Below are 6,492 nucleotides of genomic sequence, written 5' to 3' on the forward strand. Positions count from 1 at the left end.
ACCTTTTACGGCTATTGTTAAGGTGATCGTTGTCGAAACGTTTATTAACCTCCGCCGCTACCACATATGAACGCGCTCCGACAAGGCCTATACACCACCTGCTTGTTTTTTGCTTTGTTGCTTGGCAACGCGTGCAGCAACCAGGATGTAACCAGCTTCGAACCTGCCGTATCAGACAGCGTGATGATACAGCTACTCATTGACATGCATCTCGCTGAAGCACACGCTGAAATCCTCAACCTGCCGAGCGATGGCTTACAGGACAGTATCCTTATGCACTACCAGCTTTCACGGGCTGATTTTGAGGCAAACATGGCTTACTACGAGGCCAACCCCGACGCTTTTCATAAAGTCTACAGCGAAGTGCTCGACAAAATTAGCGAAGAGCGCTTTCAGCCGGGGAATTAGCGTGAGGAGTGAGGAGTGAGGAGTGAGGAAACTAGCCTTCGAAATTCGGAGTTCCTTGTTCGGTGTTCAATATTCAAGAGCTGTGCATCCCGAATGAGTAATCTTCTGCCTTACTCGCCGGGCTCCCAGTCTTTCAAGAGCAAGCCGGCTTTTTCTGTCAGTCGGTACTGGTCTTCCAGCGGATCAATCGCCAGGATGTATTCCTCCTGATACAACCACGCGATTAATTCCGGGGTGCGGCTATCAGGCATTTGGTGCGTATCAAACCATTGGGCGCGGGGAACGTCATCACGGATGAACTTGAGCAATTGTCGGAGTATGGGTTCGTCTTCCGGGGTGATGATCACTGCTTCATGCCGGCCCAGGCAAATGTCGCATGTACCGCATTGCTCAGGGCTGTTCTCGCCAAAGTACTTCAGCAGAAAATGCCTGCGGCAGGTTACAGAACGGGTGTAGCGCATCATGTCGTTGAGGCGGCGTACGGCGCGTTTACGGGCCATATCAAGGTGTCGTACATTGAGGCGCAGCTTTTTAACGCGTGGCAGGGCAAACATCAATTTTAGCTGATCGCCCGGCATAACCCAGGCAAGCAGTTCCCTGCTCTCAAGGAAAGCAAACCCATCCAGCAGCCGGGCCCGGGGCAAACCGGTCTTCCGTTCAAGCAGGCGAAGATCCATGTCCCACCAATCAGAAAAAGCATCAGCATGGACGGTCCGGAGGAGCACCTCTACAAAATCCGTGAGTTTCTGATTTTTGAGGTTCGTCATGTAGTGCCGCACGGAACGGGCAGATTGCCGGAAGCGAATCATCGTTGTGTGCTGCTTCCCGCGGAGCACCGACCAGTGCCCCTCTCTGGCAAGCGTGTCAAGTGCAACCCGTACCGTAGACCGCGAGGCCTGTCCTTGCCTGGCCAATGCCGGCACATGTACGACGATGGGCTCCATCGGCACATCACCAAGGGCAATACGGGCATGCAGACAAATGGCATCGTATATCCGCTGGATCACGTCCAGGGCGGGATGGGAATCCTGAATGAGTCCTGCCGGCGTCTCCTCATCACCAGCCCGATACAACAGCACAGCATGCCCTTTTTCACCGTCTCGTCCTGCACGGCCAGCTTCCTGGTAATATGATTCAAGCGCTCCGGGCAAATCCACATGAATGACAAACCGCACATCGGGTTTATCGATACCCATCCCAAAAGCATTGGTAGCAACCATGATGCGTGTATCGCCGGCAAGCCATCCTGAAGCACTTTGTTCACGGTCGCTTGCAGTCATCCCTCCGTGATACGCAGCAGCCTGCTCACCCTCAGCTAGAAGCCACTGCTGCCACTCTTCTACTGCTTTACGTGTTGCTGCATAAATAACGCCTGTACCCTGCACGCCGCGCAATACGTCGGCAACTTTGCGCTTTTTGTTTTCCACCTGAAAAATAGACCAGGTGAGGTTCGGACGATTGAACCCGCTAACCAGGACAAACGGATTCTTGAGTTGAAGATGCAGCAGGATGTCATCACGCACTGGGGGCGTTGCTGTAGCCGTAAGGGCAACAATAGGCACATCGGGGACGAGCTCCCGCAGGCTTGCAATCTGGAGGTATGCCGGCCGAAAATCGTAACCCCACTCGCTGATGCAGTGGGCTTCATCTACTGCGATGAGTTGCACCTTCATCCGCTCAATTCGGGCGAGAAACATCTCGTTTTGTAGCCGCTCAGGGGCAAGGTAAACCAACTTGTAGCGTCCGTGCTCGATATCTGTCCATCGCTGGTCGATTTCAGATGGCCGGAGGCTGCTGTTGATGAACGTGGCCGGCACACCCAGCTTATCCAGCCGCTGTACCTGATCCTGCATGAGGGCAATGAGTGGCGATATCACCAGCGTTATACCCGGAAGCATCAACGCCGGCACCTGGTAGCAAATAGACTTCCCGCCCCCCGTAGGCAGAATACCAAGCGCATCCCGATTATTCAAAAGTGCGGCAATGATGTCCCACTGCCCATCTCTGAACGTATCGTAGCCCCAGTATTGTCGCAGAATAGCCTCTGCGCCCTGCTTTTGCTGATTCTTACCCATTTACACGGAATGCTTTAAAACACCAGGCAACCAACGCGCGGTTTGTGTATAAGATGCTTTACGTACCCATTCTATACCTCAATCCAGACAATTTCCAGTTCAGTGCAAGCCACAGCCCCTCTTGTGTCCATTGTTATTGTCACCTGGAATGGCCTGTCTCTCCTGAAGCAGTGCCTGCCGTCTGTTGTTGCATCGGGTTTTCACAGTTTTGAAATTGTACTTGCGGACAACGCCTCCACCGATGACTCCGCGGCCTGGGTACAGGCAACCTACCCGGATGTCAAAATTGTACAGCATCCCGAAAACTGGGCGTTTTGCAAGGGCAACAACGAAGCCATACCGCATACCTCCGGCAAGTACATTGTACTGCTTAACAACGATGTTGAAGTCACCCCTGGTTGGCTGGACCCGCTGGTAGAGGTGATGGAAAACGACAAACAAGTTGCCGCTGTTCAACCCAAGTTATTGCAGTATACTGCACGCAACACGTTTGAATACGCTGGTGGTGCGGGCGGCCATATGGATAAATATGGCTACCCCTTCACCCGCGGCCGGCTCTTCTTCTCTATGGAAGGAGACACCGGACAGTACGACAACGCGTGTGACATATTCTGGGCAACTGGCGCAGCAGTTATGTTCAGGAAATCTGCGCTGGACGAAGTAGGCCTGCTCGACGAGACCTTCTTCATGCATATGGAGGAAATTGACCTTTGCTGGCGCTTGAAACGCGCGGGTTATCGCATAAAGGTAGCGCCGGCCAGTATGGTCTACCATATCGGCGGCGCATCCCTGCCGCAAGGCAACAGCAAGAAGACCTACCTGAACTTCCGCAACAACCTCATCATGCTGTACAAAAACTTGCCGCCGGCCATCTGGCGCAAGCGCTTTATCGTCCGCGCGATGCTCGATGCCCTTGCCATGGCACGGGCCTTATTAACGGGTCAGTTTAGCGAATTTGGGGCAATCTTTCGGGCTTACCTGGACGCGCATTCGATGAGTAGAAAACACATAACCGAGCGCCCAGCGTCTATTGATACGCGTGCTTTGCCTTCGTACAACCGCAGCATTGTGCTGGACTACTTTCTACGGGGCAAAAAACGATTCCAGGACCTGCCGGCAGACGGCTTCAAGCAACAGCTTTGACTTTGCGCAACCCTGGATAAAGGGCTATACAGACGCCAATGAGTGTACAGGCCATGCCTACCAGCGAAAGCGTGCCTGGCAATTCATCAAACAAAACAAAAGCCAGCGCAGTGGCGCCAATGGGTTCAGTGAGTGACAAAAGGCCGAGAAAAGTCGCCGTAAAGTACTTGACAGCATAGTTGAACGACCCGTGGCCAAGGATATGGGGCCCAATGGCCATAACCGCACATAACAGGTAAACCTTCATCGAAAAGCCAAACAAGGGCGTGCCGGTGACAACAGCAAGAAAGAGCACCGTTATCGCACTGCTGACATACATCGGGTACACGTAAGCCAGCCAGGAAAGCTTCTGCCGCGACATACGACCAATAATCAGGTAGATGCTCACAAAAAGACAGGCCCCGAGCGCAAATAGGTTGCCCCAAATCGGATCAACGGCCTGGCTGTCCTTGCCCGTGTCCCCGTACGCAATCAACAACCCACCTGCCACGGCAATACCAATTGCAATCAACACCCGTAGCGTCAGGCGTTCTTTGAGGAATACATAGCCAAGGATTGCCAGAAAAATAGGGGTAATCGACACAAATACTGTAGCGCTGGCTACTGTGGTACGCTGGATGGCCTCAAAGAAGAGGTAGAAGTGCAACCCAAGCATAACGCCGGCAGCCACCGTACGGATCTGATCCTGTCGAGCGAGCCCGACAAACGTAACCTGTGGGTCGCGCAAGGCAAACGGCGTCAGGATCAAGATTGCCATGACATTGCGAAGTGCCGCAAGCGAAAGGGCCGGCGTATCACCAGCAAGTCGCACCAGGATAGGGCTGATCGAAAAGCTGATGAGTCCGAACAGGAGAATCCAGTATGCAATTGCTGGTGTTTTTTGCATTACAGGTAACGGCTGCCGAGAAGACATACTTGTTTAGCCAACTAACGCAGACGGTCCATAGACCGGACAAGCGCAATGTCTTTCTTTACGTAACCCCGAGCAATGCGGATAAAGACGTACGCAAACACAGGGAGCAGTAACAGCCCGGTAGCTTGCAAATTACTCGGCACTTCCATCAGCGTGCCAGCCAGGTAGAGTCCACCAAAAGCGGCAAGCACACCAAGAATGGCCACATATTGCAGGATCGTGGTCATTTTGAGCTGTTGCTGCCTGTCTTTGTAGAGGAAAATGGAAACGAGCGCACCCAGTGCAACGAGTCCAAGAACTCCCAGTACAGCCGGCATAAGCCAGGTATACGTCTCTTGCATCAGTTCAACACGAAAAGCTGCTGTACCCAGACATGCCAGTGCAGCAAGCAGTAAAAATATAGATTGAATCCGCTGAATCATCGTTGTCTATTGTAAATTGGATTAAATCGTCACATGCTCAGCGATAGCATCAGCGACGCGTTTGGCAAATTCAGTGGTAGAGCTTTTACCACCGAGGTCCGCTGTAAGGTGTGTGCCTTCACGAAGCGTATCGTAGAGCCCTTTGCGTAACGCAGCAGCAGCGCTAACTTCTCCAAGATGGCGTAGCATCATTTCAGCAGAAAGAATCAATGCTGTGGGGTTGGCTTTCTTCTGGCCGGCAATATCGGGAGCGCTGCCGTGTACCGCTTCAAAGACCGCACACTCATCGCCAATGTTAGCCCCGGCAACAACACCAAGTCCACCAACGAGGCCGGCAGCAAGGTCACTCAGGATGTCTCCGAACAAGTTTGTGGTAACAATGCAGTCATACCGCTCAGGCACGGTGACCATCTGCATACACATGTTATCGATGATCCGGTCGTTAAATTCGATATCAGGATAATCCTGCGCAATTTCGCGCCCGATGGCAAGAAACATACCGGACGATTTTTTCAGAATGTTTGCTTTATGTACCAGGGTAACCGTCTTGCGCCCCATGGCACGCGCATAATCGAAGCTGAAGCGAATGATGCGCTCAGAACCCGTGCGGGTGATGCGTGCGGTGGAATCAGCAATTTGCAGGCGTTCGTCAAACGTTTCGATACCGGAATAGAGGCCTTCTGTGTTTTCCCGAAAGATGATCAGGTCAACATCGCTGAAGCGTGTATTCACACCGGGCAAGGTGCTCGACGGGCGCACATTCGCGTGCAGGTTCAGTTTTTGACGCAATTGAACGTTTACACTTTTGAAGCCTTTGCCAACGGGTGTTGTAACGGGGCCTTTGAGGGCCACCTTGTTTTTTCGGATGGAAGCAAGTACATCTTCAGGCAGCGGCTCTTTGCCGGCGTCGACAGCAGCGGTTCCAACTTCGAGGCACTCTTCCCACTGAAATTGCACGCCAGTAGCTTCGAGGGCAATCAGGGTGGCTTCAACGACTTCGGGGCCAATACCATCCCCGGGGATAAGGGTAACTGTATGCTTCATAGTCAGATCTTATGTAAACGAAAAAAGCCCTGCCATGGCAGAGCTTCTTCCTAAAAAATACTGGATTTTGCAGAAGGACGCTAATTTCCAAGGTCGCGTTTTGAAGAATAGTTGATGCGCAATGTTCCCGCTTCACGAAGTTCTTGCTGCACCTTCGTAACCGTACCCATTTCTGCAGTTTCATCTACACGCAGTGAAACGATCAGCTTGGGCTGCTCACTCCATTTGCGGTACATGATCGTACGGATAACGGCCATGTCTTCAATCAATGCGTCGTCAATCTGCACAGAAGTTGGCCCGAGCTGGGTTGCACCAAGCTTGAGTGGACCAATCCAGACATATGACACCAGCCTTTTCTGCTCTATCTTAGTCAGCGCTTCTGCTTTTGGCAGCTGCGTACGCACCTGAACAGTAGTTTCACGGAGTACGGTGGTCACCATGAAAAAGATCAGGAGCATGAAAATGATATCCGGCAATGAAGCGGTAG

The 6,492-nt window shown here is 52.4% G+C and carries 7 protein-coding genes; 2 read left to right on the plus strand and 5 right to left on the minus strand.

From position 1 onward, the window contains the following. The first annotated feature begins 66 nt into the window (after positions 1 to 66). Positions 67 to 408, plus strand: coding sequence for a DUF4296 domain-containing protein (locus AAF564_25165; GenBank protein ID MEM8488860.1), 342 nt, complete (start codon positions 67 to 69; stop codon positions 406 to 408). Positions 409 to 518: 110 nt separating this feature from the next. Here AAF564_25165 and AAF564_25170 read toward each other — a convergent pair whose 3' ends face one another. Further along, positions 519 to 2,483 carry an ATP-dependent DNA helicase RecQ gene (locus tag AAF564_25170; protein MEM8488861.1) on the minus strand — a complete coding sequence of 655 codons (1,965 nt, stop codon included), beginning with the start codon at positions 2,481 to 2,483 and terminating at the stop codon, positions 519 to 521. A 102-nt stretch (positions 2,484 to 2,585) separates the two neighbouring features. Here AAF564_25170 and AAF564_25175 point away from each other — a divergent pair, with 102 nt between their 5' ends. Continuing rightward, positions 2,586 to 3,626 (plus strand): glycosyltransferase family 2 protein, encoded by a 1,041-nt coding sequence (locus tag AAF564_25175; protein ID MEM8488862.1) that lies wholly within the window; start codon positions 2,586 to 2,588, stop codon positions 3,624 to 3,626. On the opposite strand, the gene AAF564_25180 is transcribed toward AAF564_25175, so the two are convergent. The 4 genes from AAF564_25180 to AAF564_25195 form a co-directional block, all read right to left on the minus strand. Continuing rightward, positions 3,610 to 4,512 (minus strand): DMT family transporter, encoded by a 903-nt coding sequence (locus AAF564_25180; GenBank protein MEM8488863.1) that lies wholly within the window; start codon positions 4,510 to 4,512, stop codon positions 3,610 to 3,612. The two genes, AAF564_25175 and AAF564_25180, sit on opposite strands and share 17 nt — an antisense overlap. A 41-nt stretch (positions 4,513 to 4,553) precedes the next feature. Then, entirely contained in the window at positions 4,554 to 4,961 is a 408-nt protein-coding gene (locus AAF564_25185) for a DUF4293 family protein (protein ID MEM8488864.1), read from the minus strand. 21 nt (positions 4,962 to 4,982) lie between these two features. Continuing rightward, the gene (locus AAF564_25190; GenBank protein MEM8488865.1) at positions 4,983 to 6,005 is read right to left on the minus strand and encodes an isocitrate/isopropylmalate family dehydrogenase; all 1,023 of its coding nucleotides are present in this window, start codon (positions 6,003 to 6,005) and stop codon (positions 4,983 to 4,985) included. Between the two features lie 80 nt (positions 6,006 to 6,085). Next, positions 6,086 to 6,492 (minus strand): biopolymer transporter ExbD (locus AAF564_25195; GenBank protein ID MEM8488866.1); only part of this gene is annotated, 407 nt, incomplete at its 5' end.

It is taken from the genome of Bacteroidota bacterium (genome assembly GCA_039111535.1).
GTDB lineage: Bacteria > Bacteroidota > Rhodothermia > Rhodothermales > JAHQVL01 > JBCCIM01.